Annotated in this window: 15 protein-coding genes; 6 read left to right on the forward strand and 9 right to left on the reverse strand. The window is 55.3% G+C overall.

The annotated features are described in order from the left end of the window. Positions 1-496: 496 nt before the first annotated feature. Positions 497-625, reverse strand: coding sequence for a nucleotidyl cyclase domain-containing protein (locus tag BMY49_RS18060; protein WP_276325993.1), 129 nt, complete (start codon positions 623-625; stop codon positions 497-499). A gap of 256 nt (positions 626-881) precedes the next feature. On the opposite strand from BMY49_RS18060, the gene BMY49_RS15095 reads away from it, so the two are divergent. Further along, positions 882-1,646, forward strand: coding sequence for an SDR family oxidoreductase (locus tag BMY49_RS15095; RefSeq protein ID WP_062374639.1), 765 nt, complete (start codon positions 882-884; stop codon positions 1,644-1,646). Between the two features lie 74 nt (positions 1,647-1,720). On the opposite strand, the gene BMY49_RS15100 is transcribed toward BMY49_RS15095, so the two are convergent. Both BMY49_RS15100 and BMY49_RS15105 read right to left on the reverse strand, forming a co-directional pair. Further along, positions 1,721-2,797: a 2,3-butanediol dehydrogenase gene (locus tag BMY49_RS15100; RefSeq protein ID WP_276325994.1), complete on the reverse strand. Its 1,077-nt coding sequence runs from the start codon at positions 2,795-2,797 to the stop codon at positions 1,721-1,723. Positions 2,798-2,828: 31 nt separating this feature from the next. Then, positions 2,829-4,643, reverse strand: coding sequence for an NAD(P)/FAD-dependent oxidoreductase (locus BMY49_RS15105; protein WP_089675948.1), 1,815 nt, complete (start codon positions 4,641-4,643; stop codon positions 2,829-2,831). Between the two features lie 288 nt (positions 4,644-4,931). Between BMY49_RS15105 and BMY49_RS15110 the strand changes: the two genes are divergently transcribed. The 3 genes from BMY49_RS15110 (at position 4,932) to BMY49_RS15120 (ending at position 9,032) form a co-directional block, all read left to right on the forward strand. Beyond that, positions 4,932-6,905 (forward strand): sigma-54-dependent Fis family transcriptional regulator, encoded by a 1,974-nt coding sequence (locus BMY49_RS15110; RefSeq protein WP_089675949.1) that lies wholly within the window; start codon positions 4,932-4,934, stop codon positions 6,903-6,905. 90 nt (positions 6,906-6,995) lie between these two features. After that, positions 6,996-7,850, forward strand: coding sequence for an AAA family ATPase (locus tag BMY49_RS15115; protein ID WP_044630414.1), 855 nt, complete (start codon positions 6,996-6,998; stop codon positions 7,848-7,850). Between the two features lie 3 nt (positions 7,851-7,853). Then, on the forward strand, positions 7,854-9,032 hold the full coding sequence (locus tag BMY49_RS15120) for a vWA domain-containing protein (RefSeq protein WP_089675950.1): 1,179 nt from the start codon (positions 7,854-7,856) through the stop codon (positions 9,030-9,032). 153 nt (positions 9,033-9,185) lie between these two features. On the opposite strand, the gene BMY49_RS15125 is transcribed toward BMY49_RS15120, so the two are convergent. The 5 genes from BMY49_RS15125 to BMY49_RS15145 all read right to left on the reverse strand — a co-directional run bounded on the left by BMY49_RS15125 (position 9,186) and on the right by BMY49_RS15145 (position 15,395). Further along, on the reverse strand, positions 9,186-9,746 hold the full coding sequence (locus tag BMY49_RS15125; RefSeq protein WP_044630412.1) for a hypothetical protein: 561 nt from the start codon (positions 9,744-9,746) through the stop codon (positions 9,186-9,188). 109 nt (positions 9,747-9,855) lie between these two features. Beyond that, a complete protein-coding gene (locus BMY49_RS15130) occupies positions 9,856-12,012 on the reverse strand; it encodes a TRAP transporter permease (protein ID WP_054640999.1) in 2,157 nt (718 codons plus the stop codon). Positions 12,013-12,090: 78 nt separating this feature from the next. After that, positions 12,091-13,065, reverse strand: coding sequence for a TAXI family TRAP transporter solute-binding subunit (locus tag BMY49_RS15135; protein WP_044630410.1), 975 nt, complete (start codon positions 13,063-13,065; stop codon positions 12,091-12,093). 77 nt (positions 13,066-13,142) lie between these two features. Beyond that, positions 13,143-14,321, reverse strand: a complete 1,179-nt coding sequence (locus tag BMY49_RS15140; protein WP_044630409.1) for a glycerate kinase — start codon at positions 14,319-14,321, stop codon at positions 13,143-13,145. A 9-nt stretch (positions 14,322-14,330) separates the two neighbouring features. Next, positions 14,331-15,395 (reverse strand): tartrate dehydrogenase, encoded by a 1,065-nt coding sequence (locus BMY49_RS15145; RefSeq protein ID WP_054645378.1) that lies wholly within the window; start codon positions 15,393-15,395, stop codon positions 14,331-14,333. Positions 15,396-15,510: 115 nt separating this feature from the next. Here BMY49_RS15145 and BMY49_RS15150 point away from each other — a divergent pair, with 115 nt between their 5' ends. After that, positions 15,511-16,410, forward strand: coding sequence for a LysR substrate-binding domain-containing protein (locus BMY49_RS15150; protein ID WP_054641792.1), 900 nt, complete (start codon positions 15,511-15,513; stop codon positions 16,408-16,410). Positions 16,411-16,496: 86 nt separating this feature from the next. Then, on the forward strand, positions 16,497-16,901 hold the full coding sequence (locus BMY49_RS15155; RefSeq protein WP_054641791.1) for a RidA family protein: 405 nt from the start codon (positions 16,497-16,499) through the stop codon (positions 16,899-16,901). A 6-nt stretch (positions 16,902-16,907) separates the two neighbouring features. On the opposite strand, the gene BMY49_RS15160 is transcribed toward BMY49_RS15155, so the two are convergent. Further along, positions 16,908-18,356 carry a cobyric acid synthase gene (locus BMY49_RS15160; protein ID WP_054645377.1) on the reverse strand — a complete coding sequence of 483 codons (1,449 nt, stop codon included), beginning with the start codon at positions 18,354-18,356 and terminating at the stop codon, positions 16,908-16,910. Positions 18,357-18,489: the final 133 nt, after the last annotated feature.

Below are 18,489 nucleotides of genomic sequence, written 5' to 3' on the forward strand. Positions count from 1 at the left end.
ACAGCTTCCTTCAGATTCCGCCTCACGACGAACACCCTTGCTGTTCAGCTAACGGTTCCCGCTATCAGGGTCCGTAGGGGACTTTCACCCCCAAGTCATCCGGCCAACCACCACGGCGGACCGGATAGCGCCTAATTGGCGCTGCGCGCCATGCCTGGCGCACCATAAAAAAAGTCCCCCGAAGGGGACCCAGGTGGAGCACGCCAGCTCACTCGGTGGGTTGCCAGGCATCGCCTTAGCAACGTTGCAAAGAAGGGAGAGCATCGAGTGTCGTCATGCAAGCGACCTAAATGACTCTGTTCATTTGCTGCTTACCGTTTATGTAGCGAGCCGCATGCCAATAAATATATTTCTACTTAAATACATAGAGTTATAAAAAATAAACCGTATTCGAAAGACGCGCATCGCTTGCCAGACGGCAAAAACGCACCATCAGTGCACAATTGTTGCTGCGTTGCTCCATAACGAATCATGCCAGCGCCGTCGACGGATAGCGCTACTGGCACACCTGGTTGCGGCCCCCGCGTTTGGCGCGGTAAAGCGCCTCATCCGCCAATACCAGTAAACGATCCCGATCTTGATCTGATGCATCGAGGCTGCACACCATGTGCTCAACACCCATCATGGCATCGACAATTAAAATATCGGGGGCTCTTTGTTAATCTCCTTGCACGCAGCCAGAACCGAGGAGAACAGGCGCACCACGTAGCTGAAGTTTGTCAACTGCTCCAGGATATGCTGCCTAGCGTTGGGTCCTGTTCAATTAGCAGTTAATGTCAATGTATGCATTTATTCAGCTGCTGTCGTTAGCTGTATCGATATTTCACATTTAAAACGGCTACCGTGCCAATATACGTTTAACTCTCCATGGAAAAGTGCGTATGACTAAGCCCCACATCATCTATATCACTGGCGGTGCCCAAGGAATTGGTCTCGGTATCGCCCACACCCTGCTCACCGACGGCTATCGCGTTGCTATTACAGATATTGATAAAGAAGCCCTAAGTGCGGCCGCTGAACGACTACCCCGCCGTGAGAACCTGCTAACACTAATGGCGGATGTCAGCGATGAAGCCCAAGTGGCAGCCAGCCTCGAAAAAACCGTCGGCCACTTTGGCCAGCTCAACGGCATCGTGCATAACGCGGGCCTTGCCGACCCCTTCCATGGCCCGGTGGAGCAGCTCTCGCTAGAGACATGGCAGGCCTACTTAAACACTAACCTCACCGGCGCCTTTTTGTGCGCCAAGCATGGGGCTGCTTATCTACGCCCGCACGGCGGCAGTATGGTGCTGATGGCCTCGTCACGCGCCATCCAATCCGAGCCGGATACCGAAGCCTACGCCGCTAGCAAAGGTGGCATTGTCGCGTTGACCCACGCGCTAGCGGTCAGCCTAGGCCCGGATATTCGCGTCAACGCCGTTAGCCCTGGCTGGATCGAGGTCAGCGACTGGCAAAAACCCAGCCGCCAGCAGCCGGTGGAGCACCGCGCCATCGATCGTGACCAGCATCCGGTGGGGCGCGTGGGCACTCCCGAAGATATTGCCGCGCTCACCCGCTTTCTTCTCTCCAAAGAATCCGGCTTTATCACCGGGCAGAACTTTGTCGCCGACGGCGGGATGACGCGCAAAATGATTTATGCCGAGTAGCGGCACCGCCCATCAAAAAATCCCATTAAAAAAGGCCATCCGCGGATGGCCTTTCGCCTTTCAAAAACGTACCGCTATGGCGTGACGATAATTTTCACCTGCGCCTTATCGTTCAGCAACGCCTCAAAGCCCTCCTCCACGATATCCGCCAGCGGAATGCGTTGAGTGACCATATCCTCGGCGCGGAAGTAGCCCCGCTGCATCAGCGCCATCACCGCTGGGTACACATGGCGATAGGCAATGATGCCTTTCATGGTGCGCTCTTTGATGACGAGGTCATTAGGCTGAAAACTGGCCTCTCCCTCCCAAATACTCACCACCACCACTTCGCCGCCCTCGTGAGTGCTGTGCAGCGCTTGGTTGAGCACGGCGGGAATGCCGGTCACTTCGAAGGCCACGTCCACCCCGCCGCCGCTCAAGGCGTGCAGTTTCTCCACCGCGTCCTCTTGCTGTGGGTCGATGACCATGGCTCCCAGCGCTTCGGCTTTGGCCTTACGAGATGGCGCGACTTCCACCGCATAAATCTGTGCAGCCCCGGCGGCTTTAAGCGCTTCGATGGTCATTAAGCCAATCGGGCCCGCACCAAACACCACGGCACTATCACCCGCTTTTAGGCAGCTCTGGCGCACCGCATGCAGCGCAACCGCCGCAGGCTCGACCAGCGCCCCCTGTTCAAAGCTGAGGTCATCCGGCAGTTTGTGCACCATATGCTCACCCATCACGGTGAACTCCGAAAATCCGCCGCCTCCGCCGGAGAGGCCGTGAAAGCCCAGCAGAGGCGTCAGGTTGTAGCGCTCCATCTGGTAAGCGCCATCCTTGTTAGGTGAAAGGATCGGCTCAATGGCCACACGGTCGCCTACCTTCACCCGCGTCACTTTCTCACCAACCTCCACCACTTCGCCCGCAAACTCATGGCCCATGATAATCGGTGCCTGTTCGCCGCTAATGGGGTGCGGTTTGCCTACCGGAATAAAAATCGGCCCGGCCGCATACTCGTGTAAATCGCTGCCGCAAATACCGCAGGCGGCGACTTTCACTTTCACCGCATGGGGGTCGTTGATGGTAGGCACCGGCACGTGCTCAACGCGCAGATCTTTAGCGGCATACCACACTGCGGCCTGCATCTGCGGCTGATTCGTTGACTGACTCATAAGTATCCCTTCCTGTTAAGACACATAGCTTTTAAGACACATGGTGAACCGGCTGCAGCCCATAGACGGGGGTATCTAGTCCTTCCATACGCGCCTTCAACTGCAGCGCCAAATAGTGAGAGTAGTGCCGGGACTGATGCAGGTTGCCACCGTGGAACCACAGCGCCTCTTGTTGGGTGGGCTTCCACATATTGCGCAGCTCGCCTTCCCACGGGCCGGGGTCTTTGGTGGTGTCAGAGCCTAATCCCCAACATTTGCCCACCTTGTCCGCCACCTCTTGAGAAATCAGTCGAGCCGCCCACCCATTCATCGAGCCATAGCCAGTGGCGTAGACGATCAGATCAGCGTCCAATTCGCTGCCGTCGGTGAGCGTGATCGAGCGCGGATTGATCCGCTCGATACCCACACCGCTGCGTAGTTTGATATCGCCGTTGGCGACCAGGTCACAGGCCCCCACATCGATGTAGTAGCCCGAGCCACGACGCAGGTATTTCAAAAACAGGCCAGACTCATCGTCACCGAAATCGAGCATAAAGCCCGCGTCTTCGAGTTTTTGGTAAAACTCAGCGTCGCGCTGTTTAATCGCCTCAAACGCCGGGCGCTGGAAGTCAGGCAGCACTTTGTAAGGAATGGAGGCAAACAGCAGGTCGGCTTTTTCGTGGGTCAACCCGCCAGCTACCGCCTCTTCCGAGTAGAGCGGCCCCAGCACTTCTTCCATCAATGAATCCGACTTAACGATATGGGTCGAGGAGCGCTGGAGCATGGTGACATCGGCATCGTGCTCCCAGAGCGCTGCGGCAATATCGTGAGCCGAGTTATTCGAGCCCACGATCACGCACTTTTTACCCGCGTAAGCATCCGGCCCTGGGTGCTGGCTGGAGTGCTGCTGCTCGCCTTCGAAGCTTTCCGAGCCTGCAAACTTGGGTACGTTAGGCATACCGGACATCCCGGTAGCCATCACCAGCTGTTTAGGGCGTAGCGTAATCTCTTCACCGTTGCGCTTCACGTTCACGATCCACTCGCCTGCGGCTTCATCGAAGCGTGCATTGTCGCAGGTCGTGGAACTCCAATAATTGAGCTCCATCACCTTTGTGTACATTTCCAGCCAATCGCCCACTTTGTCTTTCGGGGCAAACACCGGCCAGTTCTCCGGGAAAGGAATGTAGGGCAGGTGGTCGTACCATACCGGGTCGTGCAGGCAGAGGGATTTATAGCGCTTGCGCCAGGAATCCCCTGCACGCTCGTTGCGCTCGATGATGATGGTGGGCACGCCCATTTGCTTTAGCCGCGCCCCCAGGCCAATACCGCCCTGGCCACCGCCAATGATCACGCAGTAGGGCTGGCGCGTGTAACCCAGCTCAGCCTCTTCCCGCTCGCGGGCTTCCAGCCAGGTTTCACGCTGTTTATTGGCACCATGCTCGGCCCCTTTAGGGCGATGGTGGTTGCGCGGTTCGGGAAAATCGTCCAGCGCCTGCATGGTGGTCAGCAGTGTCCAGCACTTGCCGTTCTTCAGGCGCACATAGCCTTTTCCGCTGGCAATAGCTGTTTTAAACGTGAACCACGCCTCGACGGTATCGCCGTTTTCGCTGGCCTCCCCGTCAAGCTGCCACTGGGAGGGCTGGGTATTGGCCAGCGTGGCATCAAGCATTGCCTGGATTTCCTCCTTGCCTTCGCAGGTTTTTAGATTCCAGGTAAACGCCAGAAAATCGCGCCAGTAGCATTCGTCGTTGAATAGCGTCAGTACGCGTTGGATATCGCGAGCCTGCAGCGCTTCATCAAACTCCTTTAGCCATGCGTTGACGGTGCTGGTGGCGCGGGATGGGGTTCTTACCTCTGTATGAGTCATCGCGGGTACTCCAAGGTCGTTGTTATTGTTGAACTGTCGATAAGACACTCAACCCTAAGCACCCGCCGTGCCAAATGCGTTAAATAGGCAATAAGCGATTGAAAAACATAAGTAATTTAGCATCCACACAGCGCTATAAAACAGCGCAAACCGCGTACACCTGTCACGTCGTGTGTACGGCTAACGTTACAGGTGTAACGCACGACTAACGGCGTAATACACCCTCGTTGACACCCTCTACAAAGCGCATAGGCTGGAAGTACAACAATAATTGTGTGTGGATTCGCCATGCCAACGCCATCACTACCACCGACACGCTTGGCCTCTGTGCAGCGCCAGCATATCGAGCACATCTTCCAGCTCGGTGAAGGGCTCGATGCGCCGCAGCTACCGGCGCAGGCCACCATCCGCCGCTCTTGGCTGCGCTGCCTCAACGAGTACCAACTCGACCCCACGCAGCCGCGCCCTGCCCGGGTGGTGCCCCAGCAAACCTTGATCGAACACCGGGAATCCGTCGATGAGCTGCTGCACGTCGCCCGCGCCGGGGTCGAGCAGCTCTACGGGCAAATCGCCCAGCTCGGCTACGTGCTGCTCCTCACCGATCATCGCGGCATTACCGTGGAGTTTCGCGGCAACCCTAACCAAGACCAGCAGCTGCGCAAAGCGGGCCTCTATTTAGGCGCCGACTGGGACGAGCGCTTCGCGGGTACCTGCGCCGTAGGTACCTGTCTGCACGACCGCCAAGCGATCATTTGCCACCACCAGGAGCACTTCGACGCCACGCATATTTCGCTCACCTGCACCGCCGCCCCCATCGCCGACCCGCAAGGCAACGTGATGGCCGTGCTGGATATCTCTGCGCTGCAGTCGCCCACTCAGCATGAGAGTCAGAACTTCAGCCTATCGCTGGTGACGCTCTACGCCCGCATGATCGAAGACGCCTACTTTCTGCAGCGCTACCGCGACTGCCTAATGGTGCGCTTAGATACCTCGCGGGAATTTGTGCATGTGAACGGGCGTGGGCTTATCGCCATTGAAGAGAACGGCCAGGTTATTGCCGCCAATGCCGTCGGCCGCGAACTGATCAGTACGCACCAACAGCGCTGGCCGCCGTGGTCTGCTCAACACGTACCGATGCTCAGCGAACTGTTTGAGTGCGAAATTGCCGATGTGCTGAGTATCAACAGCGCGACCAACGACCAGCTCAGGGCGTTTCGCGCCCGCGCCAGCAACGCCATCTACTTTATTAGCCTGCTGGAGCCGCGCAGGCCGCGCATCGCACCACTCGGAAAGCCCGCCTCCTCGTTGCCAACAGCGCTAGAACGGCTGGGGGCCGACGACCCCGCTATACGTAAAGTGCAGAAATTGGCCGAACGGCTGCGTAACGAAGCCAGTGTCAACGTGCTGATCAGTGGTGAAACCGGTACCGGCAAAGAAGTGGTTGCCCGTGCGCTGCACGATAGCGGCAACCGCGCCAAAGGCCCCTTTATTGCGGTGAACTGTGCGGCGATTCCCGAAGCGCTGATCGAAAGCGAGCTGTTCGGCTACGAACCCGGCGCGTTTACCGGCGGGCGAGCAAAAGGTATGCGCGGGCTGATCCCTCAGGCCCATGGCGGCACGCTGTTTTTAGATGAGATCGGCGATATGCCGCTGGCGCTGCAAACCCGCCTTCTGCGGGTACTGGCCGAGCGGGAAGTGATGCCGCTGGGGGCGAACAAACCGGAAAAAGTCGACATTCGAGTAATCACCGCTACCCACCGCCACATCGATACCATGATTGCGCAGGGCGAGTTTCGTGAAGACCTCTACTACCGCCTGAACGGTGCCCAACTGCGCTTACCACCGCTGCGCGAACGCGCCGATAAGCTCTACGTGATTCGCCAAGTATTCAGCGATGTGGTGAGCGAACGCGGCGGAAGCTCCGCCCCTCGGCTGCGGGCCGACGCCATCAGCGCCCTACTCGCCTACGCCTGGCCCGGCAATATTCGTCAGCTAAAAAACGCCCTGGCGTTTGCACTCGCTACCGCCGAGAGCGATGAAATCACCGTTTACGACCTGCCTGAACAGTGCCTAAGCCAACGCATTACTCGCACACCTGCGATAACCGCGCCTGAAAGCGAGGCCACTGATTGCCACCTTGTGACACGGCTGCAGCAACACCAATGGAACATTAGCGCCGTGGCACGCGAGCTGGGGGTTTCACGGCCAACGGTGTATCGGCAAATGCAGCGCCAAGGCATCGTACCGCCGAATAAGGCCTGACAGCGGACGGCGCTTGGCCTGGGCGGTCAGCCTCACGTACACTTGTTTGAATCTAATAGTCACCACGCTTCCAATAAGCCGAGGCCCACTATGGCGTTTGATTCCACTTCTTCGTATATCGCAACCAATGCGCTTAAACAGGCGGTGAATGCTGCCGTGGTGCTTGAGCGCCCGCTGCTGATCAAAGGCGAGCCAGGCACCGGCAAAACCTTATTAGCAGAAGAGCTGGCAGAATCCCTCGGCACCAAGCTGATCACTTGGCACATTAAATCCAGTACTAAAGCCGCTCAAGGGCTGTATGAGTACGATGCGGTGAGCCGCCTGCGGGATTCACAGCTAGGTGTAGAAGGTGTTGAGAACGTCGCTAACTACATCAAGCCCGGCAAACTGTGGGAAGCGTTTACCGCTGATGAGCGGGTGGTCCTACTGATTGATGAAATCGACAAGGCAGATATCGAATTCCCCAACGACCTGCTCCAAGAGCTGGACCGTATGGAGTTTCACGTCTACGAAACCGGTGAAACCATCCGCGCCGAAAAGCGCCCGATCATTGTCATCACCTCCAACAACGAAAAAGAGCTGCCGGATGCCTTTCTGCGCCGCTGCTTTTTCCACTATATCGAATTCCCCGACCGCGAAACCATGCAGGCCATCGTCGATGTTCACTTCCCGAACATTGCCCCAAAACTGGTCAGCGAGGCGCTGGAAGTCTTCTTTGACCTGCGCAGCGCACCTGGCCTCAAGAAAAAGCCCTCAACCTCAGAGCTGGTCGACTGGCTCAAGCTGTTGATGGCCGACGAGCTGGCACAAGAAGCGCTCTACCACCGCGACCCCGCCAAGGCGCTGCCGCCCATGGCCGGTGCGCTGGTCAAGAACGAGCAGGATACCCACCTGCTTGAACGCTTGGCCTTTATGATGCGCCGCCAGAAAAACAGCGGGCGCTAAGCCATGTTCATCGGCTTGTTCGAGACCCTCAAACGCGCAGGCGTACCCGTTTCACTGCGGGAGCTGTTGGACCTTCACGCGGTGGTGGAGCGCGGCGTGGTGTTTGCCGATATGGAGGCGTTTTATCAGGTGGCGCGTACGGTGATGGTCAAAGATGAGCGCCATTTTGACCGCTTCGATCGCGCCTTTGCGGCCTGGTTTAAGGGCCTTGAGGACATGGACGCCGCCATCGAAGCGCTGATTCCCGATGAGTGGCTGCGCCGCGAATTCGAGAAACAGCTCACCGACGAGGAGAAGGCCAAGATCGAATCGCTAGGCGGGCTCGAAGAGCTCATCGAGACCTTCAAGAAGCGCCTGGAAGAGCAGAAAGAGCGCCACGCGGGGGGCAACAAGTGGATTGGCACCGGCGGCACCAGCCCCTTTGGGGCCTACGGCTACAACCCGGAAGGCATTCGAATTGGGCAAGATGGCTCCCGCCACCGCCGCGCCACCAAAGTATGGGACGAGCGACGCTTTCGCGATTACGACGACTCGCTGGAGCTGGGCACCCGCAACATCAAAATGGCCCTGCGACGGCTGCGCAAATTCGCCCGCCAGGGCGCTCGGGACGAGTTCGATGTGGACGGCACCATTCGCGAAACCGCCCGCGATGCCGGACTGCTCAATATCCAGATGCGCCCGGAGCGCCACAATGCGGTCAAGGCGCTGCTGTTTCTGGACGTGGGCGGCTCCATGGATGACCACATTCGCGTCTGCGAAGAGCTCTTTTCTGCGGCACGCTCCGAGTTCAAGCACCTGGAGCACTACTACTTCCATAACTGCCTCTACGAAGGCGTCTGGAAAAACAACCTGCACCGTGGCAACGAACGCATCCCTACCATGGATGTGCTGCACACCTACGGCGCCGATTACCAAGTGGTGATCGTAGGCGACGCCGCCATGTCGCCTTACGAGGTCACGCATCGCGGCGGTAGCGTCGAGCACTTTAACGACGAAGCCGGCGGCGTGTGGCTCAAACGCTTGGCCGAGAAATTCCCCCGTTTAGCCTGGCTAAACCCGATGCCTCCCAGGGCTTGGGAATATACCTACTCCACCCAGTTGATCCGCGAACTCATCGACGACCGTATGTACCCGATGACGCTGGAAGGGCTGGAAACCGCTATGCGCGAATTGGCGAAGTAGCGTTTGCCCACCCAACGCCGTTGCTTGGGTGGGGTATTCCAAACCTTCGACAAACGATAGCGTTTTACTCCCTGATCACGTGCCCTAGCCACGCTATTGAGAACATGACAACAGCGTGCAAGCTAGTCGCGAATAATGGAACGTCGCGTTGCCTTAAAGCGTCGCAGGCACGTTATTGATCCCGGTTAAAAATGCCTCTTTAGCCTGAGCAAACGCAGCCGCATCGTGTTTAAAGCGACGCAAAATCAGTGCTTCATCCAGTGCTAACGTGGGCGATAGCGCCTCAAGGCTCTTGGCAGGATGGCGCGCCGACAGCCCAATATGCTGGCCATTATCCGCCGCGAACCAGCGTTTGAAGCCGCACTTCTGATAGAACGCTTTCTCTTTTTCATCCTGCGCATCGATGCGCAGCGGAGCCTTCAGACTGAGCTCGCTCAACAAACGAGCTTTTGCACCTTTTGCAAACTCGCAGGCGTGAGTCACGGTCATGCCCTCGCCCGCTTCATCCAGCACCAGCAGGGCTAGCGCCAGCGGCTTTCCAGCACCGTCTACACCCGCCAAAAGGCGTGCGCCTTCTTGGGCAAACAGTACATTTTTAGTACCGGTAAACACTACCAGCGGCGTTAGGCCTGCCTGCTGGCCATACACCTCAGCACATAGCTTGGCCAAACACGCATCACGCGGCTCACTCTGACTTACATGGACTACCTTCATAACGCTCTCTCGTTGCGTTCAATCACCCCGCCACTTCTTTACCTTACAACAAGCGCTGGCGAGCTATAAAAGCCCGCCAGCGTAGAGCAAAGCGCGTGATGACACCAGTTTAACTGGGAGATTTTGCCATTGAACGAGAGGCGACAAGCTGCGTTGTCAGTACGATACTTCCTAACCCAATACCCAATAAATCCGTCATCCAGCCACCGGCGATCATCGCCAGCGCTGCTAATAGAAGAATCAGGCGCTGCAAAACATTCGTGCGTCCACTCATAAAGTAGCCTTGTACCGCCGCCGCCAGCAGGTAAATCCCAATGCTCGCCGTGATCACTACCCGGAGGATTTCCCACCAGTGACCATCCATCAACAGCGCAGGGCTGTAGAAGAACATAAATGGAACAATGAACGCAGATAGCCCGAACTTAAACGATGTCATGGCCGTTTTAAGAGGATCCGTATTGGCAATGGCAGAGGCTGCATAGCCTGCCAAGGCCACTGGCGGAGTAATCGCAGAGAGCACGGCATAATAAAAAACAAAGAAATGGGCCACCAGCGGTGGAATACCAATTTGCTGCAATCCGGGTGCTACCACGGAAGCAGCGACGGCATAGGCGGCTGTCGTAGGCATGCCCATTCCCAGCAAAATAGAAATACACATAGCGAAAAAGAGCGCTAGAAAATGGCTAGCATCAGCAATGCCTAGCAGCATTGAAGCAAACCGCGCGCCAACGCCCGTTAATGAGATCACCCCTACAATAATGCCCGCACAGGCACATACGGCAATCAATGGAACCGCCATACGGGCACCCAAGGAAAGCGCATTAAGCAAGGCCTTAGGTCCCATCCAGTGAGGAGTGAACCAGGAAACCACCGCTGCACTGATCATGGCCAGCGTGCCCGCACGAATGACGGAGTAGCCCATAAATAGCGTGCCAACCAGAATGATGATGGGTAAAAATAGGTAGACCTGCTTCACCATATCTTTAAAAACAGGCAGTTGGTCTTTTGCCAAGCCCTGCATGCCATCTCGACGGGCCTCCAGATCCACCATCAAATAAATAGATAGAAAATAGAGCCCGGCAGGGATTAAAGCGGCAATGGCGATATCGGTATAAGGAATACCGGTAATTTCAGCCATAATAAAGGCACCAGCGCCCATAATGGGCGGTACGATTTGTCCGCCCGTAGACGCGGCCGCCTCAATCCCCCCTGCGCTGCGCGGGTGATACCCCACACGCTTCATGAGCGGAATAGTCAGCGAACCAGTGGCTACCACGTTGCCCGCAGACGTTCCGTTGATCATCCCCATTAAACCAGATGCAAAGACGGCTACTTTGGCAGGCCCACCACGGGAGCGCCCCGCTGCAGCAAAGGCAAAATTGACAAAGTAGTCACCCACCTTGGACGCTTGTAAAAACGCGGCAAAGGTAATGAATAGAATGATATACGTTGACGACACCGCCGTTGTCGGGCCAAGAATCCCATTGTCGGTATAGAGATAGGAGAAGAAGCGCGGTGCGCCATAGCCCTGATGCTCAAGAATGCCAGGCAGTAACGGTCCAGCAAACGCATACACCAAAAACACCCCGGTGATGACAATCAATGCTAGCCCCGCTACGCGACGCGTTAACTCCATAATCAACGCAACACCAACAACGGACACAAGCAGTTCCGTTTGGCCCACTAGTGGCATACCTGCCACCATACGCCAGCGATCAATAACAAAGATTAAGTAAGCAGCGACCAAAATAGAAGCCACCATCAAAATCCAATCAGCCCAGTGAATATGTTTATCATCACTGCGCCACGTCCAACTACTGAGAAGTGCGCATGTCGTAGCGATGACTAATGCCCAACTAAGCTGATATAAGGGCGCGGTCACTGATGCAACTTCCTGCATATCTCGCAACCACCAGGCATATACCATGCATAGCGCTGCGTAACCAAGAGCAGTACCACTAATAGCTAACGCTAGCCACTCAGTGGGTGAACGTCGATGGACCTGGGTGTCACGTTCAAGCGTCACAGCGGCAGTTAAAGCAAACCCAACTACCAAGCCCCCAGCAACGTGAAGTATCCGAAATGTCCAAGTCTCGATGGGCGAGACATTCAAGGCATATAGGTGCATTGAGGTAAACAAAACACACGCAAGGAAAATAATGCTGCCGGTCATCCCGGACAGCAGCCGTTCATTATGGGCAACGGGCACATCCGACACACTATCGGTGCGGATGATGGGCTGCACTTCTGGAGTATTGTTACTCATGCTGTCCTACCTTCTAGGCCGACTGAGCCTGGGGATGAAGGCGTGCGAGTTATACCCGCACGCAATATGCCGTTTTAATTAACCTTTCAAATCGTCGTCAATCTCTACGCCATTTTCTTCAAACCAGCGGACAGCTCCCGGATGCCAGGGAATAAAAGCGTTGTGCTTAGCGTTCTCAGGTAGAGTTTCAATAGCAGCGCCATGTACCTGCATCATCCGGTCGTTATTCTCCATCACCGCCTTCGTCACTTCATACACCAGCGAATCAGGCATATCTTTATGCGTAATGGCAACGTTCCACAGCGATACCGCAGAGGTATCCTCTTCTAAGCTGCTATAAATAGAGGCAGGTATCACGGAAGCAGACAGTTCAGGGAACTGCTCGGCAAATACGGCGATTTCATCGGGGGAAAACGAGAAAATATTGACATCAGCCTGAGCTTCTAGCTGACTAAATGCAGATACCGGCATGCCAGAAGCAAAGGCAAACGCATCTAGCAATCCATCCTGTACCTGCCCCGCTTGATCGGCTGCTCCGGCATTACGTGTCTCGACGTCCAAACCTAAAGCATCAAAAAGCTGGGGATAATACAGATCCCCGGTACCGCCAGCAGGGCCAATCCCCACCGTTTTGCCATCTAAATCAGCGATGGACTCAATTCCGGAACTTTCTAGAGCAATCACCTGAAGGGCGGTCTGGTACATCGGAAATACTGCCCGAATGTCAGTATGCTCGACACCTGGAGCCAGGGCACTTTCACCAACCCAAGCTTGGTAAGCAGGCCCCATGGTCACCATACCGAACTCGTGTTCACCCATTTGCACTAGCGTCACGTTTTGGACTGGCCCACCGGTGACCTCTGCTCCGAAATTGGCGCCAGTCGCCTCACTGGCTATATTTCCCCAACCCGAGCCATAGATGTAATAGGTCGCACCTTGGCTACCGGTACCAATCGTAAGACTGTTTGGCCAATCACTACGATCATCAGCAAGGGCGTTGCCCGCAACGGCAGTGAACAATGCACTCGTTAAAAGTGTTGTGAACGTTTTCATAGGAATACTCCATTAATGTTGTTGTTGTCACTGTTGCTATGAATGCTGCGTTCGTTATGTAGAAAAGAATAAAGTCATCATGAGTTAGCGTGAGAAAACACCTCCTTGGGTAGGTTATTTATTTGATTCACCGTCATTAATCGCGCCAACGCTTCACAGCGATCTTCAATCAGCTTGTTGGTGTGAGCGATGGCATCCACTAATAAGACAGGGCCGTCTACCAGTGAAAATGCAGCAGTAACACCCGCTTGATAGGCATTCTGCCAGCCGTCACCTAAACTGCCTGCAAGCACCACGACGGGAACACCTTGTACCGCCGCTGCTTTAGAGACGCCAATAGGCGTTTTCCCGGCAAGACTCTGCCCATCTAGCCGACCTTCTCCCGTCACCACCCAATCGCATTTCTTTAAAAGGCAATCAAATTGGCAATGCCTCATGACAAGCTCGATACCAGGCGTTAGCTCGGCACCCAACGCAACCTGGGCAGCGAACCCCATTCCCCCGGCCGCGCCCGCACCAGGAAAATCGACCAATGGCTTATCCAGCGCCAGACAAAGACACCGTGCAAAGTTCGCTAATGCGCGATCCAACCTTGTGACCGAGCCAGCTGCGACTCCTTTTTGTGGACCAAAAATCGCGGTGGCCCCGTTTTGACCGAGCAAAGGGTTACTAACATCCACCGCAGCAGTAAATGACACGCTGGCAAGCCTAGGATCTAGCGCATCCAGCGCCACGCGCTGAACCCTTTCCAGTGCGGCGGCTCCTAAAGGCAGGCAGTGGCCCTCTGCATCCAGAAGCTGTGCGCCTAAGGCCGTTAACATGCCTGCACCGGCGTCGTTGGTAGCGCTTCCTCCTAACGTCAGCACAATATGCTGAACCTGTTTGTCCAGCGCTTCGCGGATAAGCTGGCCAACGCCAAAGGTGCTAGCACGCTCCACAGCACCTGGCTTGCTCGCCATATCAGCACATAACCCACTTGCCTGCGCCAGTTCTATAAATGCCGTCGCATTCTGCTCATCCCACCCCCACGCCGCCTGATGCTCACGACCATATGCGTCAATGACAGAACGCGTTTGCCGCGTGGCATAACCGCTGACTAACAGAACATCCAATGTTCCTTCTCCACCATCAGCAAGCGGGCATTGAGTAATCTGAGCATCGGGGCAGCCGCGCTTGAAACCACGCGCCATGGCTGCAGCGGCTTCAGTCGCGCTAAGCGATCCTTTATAGCTATCTGGCGCTATCAAAATGTTCATGACGATTGCTTACGCCTGGCTTTCAATATCAGAACAAATAGCGAGAGTGACATCGTGGGTAGTAGCCGTACCTCCAAGATCCTTGGTCTGTAATCCTGAAGCCGTTAGACGCTCAATGGCTGCCATAAGACGCTCAGCGGCTAACTGTTCGCCCAGATGCTCCAGCATCATGACCGCGGTCCAGAAAGAACCCACAGGGTTGGCTATGCCCTGCCCCGCAATATCAAAGGCAGAGCCGTGGATGGGCTCAAACATCGAGGGGAACTGACGTTCTGGATTGAGGTTTGCCGTAGGAGCAATCCCTAAGCTGCCTGAAAGCGCAGCGGCTAAATCGGAGAGAATATCGGCATGCAAATTAGTCGCTACCACCACGTCAAGCGTTTCAGGTTTCAGCACCATGCGCGTAGTCACCGCATCCACCAACTCACGGTCAATGGAAACATCGGGATACTCTTTGGCCACTTCAAAAAAGATTTCATCCCACAGCACCATACCGTGACGTTGAGCATTGGATTTAGTAACCAGAGTAAGCTGCTTACGGGGCCGACTTTGGGCCATCTCGAAGGCAAAGCGGTGGATACGCTCGATACCTTTGCGAGAGAAAATCGACACTTCTGTCGCTACTTCGTCCGGTAAACCACGATGAACGCGCCCACCGTTGCCTGAATACTCCCCTTCGCTATTCTCACGAATGATGACCCAGTCAATCTTATCGGCATGCTGCAACCGGCTGTTGACGCCTGGTAAAACGCGAGCAGGACGCACATTGGCGTATTGGTCAAACCCCTGACAAATGGCTAACCGCAGTTCCCAAAGTGAAATATGGTCGGGTACTTGCTGGCTGCCTACCGCGCCAAAATAAATGGCATCAAACGTCGCTAATTTTTCAAGGCCACCTTCAGGAATGTACTGGCCTTGATCCAGGTACCGCTGGGAGCTCCAATCAAACTCCTCAAAATTAAAGGTAAAATCACCGTTCTTCTTCGCCAGCGCTTCAAGCACTTTTTTGCCAGCGCCAATTACTTCTGTACCAATACCATCACCAGGAATGACTGCAACGTTATGTGTTCGCATGAGATGCTCCTACTTGTTAAGGGCTTATTGTGTGAACCTGAACGCATCCTAGGTGACATCATCAGACATCAGCAATAAACTCAGAGTTAATTTAGTTTTAACCTGAGAGTTAACAATGAGTAGCGTATCCGAACTCGATTTTTTTATTTTGCTATGCGCTGAAGGCAGTATTTCAAACGCTGCGAAAGCGCTGGATATTTCTTCGGCGGCAGCTAGTAAACGACTAGCTCAAATTGAAAAAAACATGGGTTGTCAGCTAGTTATTCGCTCCACAAGAGCAATGAGTCTCACCAGTAGTGGTCAGCTATATCTTGAATATGCACAGAAAATTAGCCGCGAAATGGACACAATGCGGCGTGCCATTCGCCAGCAGAGCACTGGCGCAGAAGGGACCATACGGATTAACGCTCCGTTTGGTTTTGGACGAAAGTATATAGCAGACGCAATATCTCAGTTTGTCCGAGAATATCCTCAAATTGACTGCCAACTTTACCTAACCGATCACCCAGTCAATCTTATTGAGCGCTCGCTTGATGTGTGTATTCGTTTTGGCAACTTGCCTGACTCCACGCTACATGCACGCAAGCTAGTGACTCATCAACGCTGGCTATGCGCAGCACCACGCTATTTAAAAAAAGCAGGAACGCCCGCGCATCCTCGTGAACTATCTCACCATAACTGTCTGTTTCTGCGCCAAAACGATGATACCTACGGTAATTGGACATTTATCAAAGAGAATGAGCATCACCACGTTAAAGTAGCTGGCTCGCTAAGCGCCAATGATGGTGAAACCGTTTTACACTGGACGCTACAAGGCCTGGGTGTCACGGTACGTGCAGAGTGGGACGTGGTGAAACATGTCAAAACCGGCAAGTTGATTCGCTTATTGCCTGATTACGCTTTACCAAATGCCGATATTTATGCGGTGTATCCATATAGCCAGTACACACCTATCAGGGTGCGGCTACTCATCGATTTTTTGGCAGAGTATTTGCGTCAGCCACTGATTTTTTGATCATTCAGGCAAATTGAACGACTCTGCAAGCCGCAAGTCATACGTTCAAGGCTGCTTTATTTGAGTCTCATTGCCAAGGAGAGCACATGACACAGTTCATCAACGACCCTACCCTGCCAAAACCCAGTTTCCCGGGTAGCCATATGGTAGTTGACGACCACTATATGTTTATTTCTGGCCTGACGGTGGCCGATCTTTCCAACGGGGAAGCGGCGCGAGGCGATGTTAAAGAGGAGACCCGCCTAGTGATGCGCGAACTCGCGCGCATGCTAGAGCAAGAAGGTGGCAGTCTGGCGGATGTGGTTCGCGTGGATGTTCACCTCACTGACCTAAAACAGATCAATGCGCTAGACAGCATCTACGCCGAATTTTTTGAGCCAGGGCGCTACCCAGCGCGCACTTGTACTGAATCACCCCACATTTGCGGTGGCAGTTCGGTAGAAATTACCTTGATGGCGAAACGTCCATCGAAAGACACTGCAGCGGAATAGCCTCCGTTAAGATTTGACTAACGCCAGGATCGCGTCAATATCCAGATGTGCTTCTAGCGTATCGGCCAAGCGCTCCAAGGCTTGTTCGCGGTGGGCGTTGTAATCTACGCTGCCTGCCTTGGCTAGGCCAAGCTTCGTGAGTAGCGCTTGGCAGGCGTCTGGATGATCAAACAGGCCGTGTAGGTAAGTGCCCATCACTTGGCCGTCCTCGCTGATGGCCCCATCCAAGTGGGTACCGAGATCGAATAGCGGATTGTCCAGAGCGGAGCCTTTGCTAACGCCGTTATGGATCTCGTATCCCTTTACCTTTGCTTCTTCCCCCACCAACATGCCGCTCACGTTGCGAAGCTGCTTGCCCGCCACCATGCGTGTCGTCAGCGGTAACAGACCCAACCCGGCGACTTTCCCGGGCGTGCCCTCTAGCCCGTCGGGGTCATCCACCCACTCCCCCAGCATTTGAAAGCCGCCGCAAATGCCCAGCACTTTGCCGCCATAGCGCAGGTGGCGAGTCATCGCGGCGTCCCAACCTTGGCGCTTTAACCAGGCTAAGTCGCTAGCGGTGCTTTTACTGCCGGGAAGTACGATCACATCAGCGCAGGGAATGGGCTGATCGGGGCCGATAAAGCTAAGCGATACCTGCGGATGCAGGCGAAGCGGATCGAAATCGGTATGGTTACTGATGCGCGGCAGTGCAGGAACGATAACCTTGAGCGTTTGGCTCTCTTTCTCCGCCTGCACGGTGCCGATGCTATCTTCGGCATCCAGCAGCAGCCCTTGTAGATACGGCAGCGTGCCCAGCACCGGCTTTTGGGTGCGCGCTTCCAACCACTCTAGCCCTGGCTCCAGCAGCGCAATATCGCCCCGAAAACGGTTGATAATAAAGCCTTTGGTGCGGGCCTGTTCGCTGTCACTCAGTAGCGCCAGCGTGCCAACCAATTGAGCAAACACGCCGCCGCGGTCAATATCGCCCACCAGCAGCACCGGGCAGTCCGCGGCTTCGGCAAAGCCCATATTGGCAATATCCCCTTTGCGCAGGTTGATTTCCGCCGGGCTGCCTGCGCCTTCGGCAATAATCACATCATAGCGCTGCTCTAACGCTTGCCACGCTGCCATCACGCTCTCTTGGGCGGTGCGTTTGAAGGCGTGGTAGTCCAGCGCGTCCATATGGCCGTACACCTTACCACGCAGAATCACCTGGGCACCCCGGTCGGTTTCTGGCTTTAGCAGTACCGGGTTCATATCGCTATGGGGAAGGACGCCGGCCGCTTGGGCCTGTAGCGCGGTGGAGCGGCCAATCTCGCCACCATCGCTGGTCACCGCACTGTTTAGCGCCATGTTTTGTGGTTTGAACGGGGCCACCGAGAGACCCCGGCGCTTGAGAACTCGGCAAAGCCCCGCCACCACGGTGCTTTTGCCCGCATCCGAGGTGGTGCCTTGAATCATCAGTGTGGTCATGGCGTCTTCTCGACCTACGCAGTTGCTGAATATCCGTCCTTGACCTCCTCCCCTTCCTCAGCTTCTTAGGAAGCTGCCGCCTGCGGCGGAAAGGAAGGGGATTCCCGGTTGTTGCCTTCCGGGTTCCTGCTTC

Origin of the sequence: Vreelandella aquamarina (assembly GCF_900110265.1) — a bacterium.
GTDB classification, from domain to species: domain Bacteria; phylum Pseudomonadota; class Gammaproteobacteria; order Pseudomonadales; family Halomonadaceae; genus Vreelandella; species Vreelandella aquamarina.